The following is a 1103-nucleotide window of genomic DNA, read 5'->3' as shown; positions in this document are numbered from 1 at the left end:
GAACACGCCGGTGGCGCCCAGGTCCACAGACGCACTGGCGCTATCGCCATCGGCGTCGGTCACTGTCTGCACCAACGTCAGCACGCCCTCGTCCACGCTCAGCGCCACGCTGTCATCCGCATTGCCGGTGTCGCCATGCCAGACGTTGTCCAACAGTTCCAGGGTCACTTCCCCGGTGGTCGGGTCAATGGTCAGGGTAAAGTAGTCCACCCCACCTGCGCTGCCGGTGATGACGTTACCCGCCTGATTGAGCACGATAGCCGCGCCCTGGCCATTGGCTGCCTGCGGGTCAACCGCATACAGACCGCTCGCCACGTTGCTGCCGGTCAGCGCCAAGCTGTAACCGATGCTGCCCGCCCCGTCGGCCCCAAAGGCCGGGTTGAACTGGGCCTGTACGTCGGCCGCGCTCAGGCTGGCACTGGCCACTCCGTCGCCGCCCACACCGCTCAGACTGACCAGGCTTTCATCCACAGTTGCACCAAGTCGTGGGGCTTCTTCTGCCAGCCCGGCACGCGGGCCGTCATCCTCGAAGCGGAACACGCCGGTGGCGCCCAGGTCCACAGACGCACTGGCGCTATCGCCATCGGCGTCGGTCACTGTCTGCACCAACGTCAGCACGCCCTCGTCCACGCTCAGCGCCACGCTGTCATCCGCATTGCCGGTGTCGCCATGCCAGACGTTGTCCAGCAGGGCCAGCGTCACTTCCCCGGTGGTCGGGTCGATGGTCAGGGTAAAGTAGTTCACTGCACCTGCGCTGCCGGTGATGACGTTACCCGCCTGATTGAGCACGATAGCCGCGCCCTGGCCATTGGCAGCCAGCGGGTCGACTGCATACAGGCCGCTCGCCACGTCGCTGCCGGTCAGCGCCAAGCTGTAACCGATACTGCCTTTCCCATCCGCCCCGAAGGCTGGTGCAAACTGAGCTTGCACGTCAGCCGCACTCAGCGTGGCACTGGCCACCCCGTCGCTGCCAACACCATCCAAGCTGGCCAGGCTTTCATCTACCATCGCACCAAGACGTGGCGCATCGTCTGCGAGCACGACACGCGGCACATCATCTTCCACCTTGATGGCAAAGCTCCCCGCCGGGAAGCCATCTATCA

The 1103-nt window shown here is 65.0% G+C and carries 1 protein-coding gene; it reads right to left on the bottom strand.

Translation table 11 applies throughout. The annotated features are described in order from the left end of the window. Positions 1-1103, bottom strand: a 1103-nt coding sequence (locus tag AACS18_RS15670; protein WP_258228731.1) for a DUF5801 repeats-in-toxin domain-containing protein, incomplete at both ends; no start/stop codon positions are given.

The organism is Aeromonas sp. HMWF015 (assembly GCF_963878965.1).
Taxonomy (GTDB): Bacteria; Pseudomonadota; Gammaproteobacteria; order Enterobacterales; family Aeromonadaceae; genus Aeromonas; species Aeromonas veronii.
The sequence above is the reverse complement of the archived record's forward strand: the minus strand, read 5'-3'. Positions and strand labels throughout refer to the sequence as shown.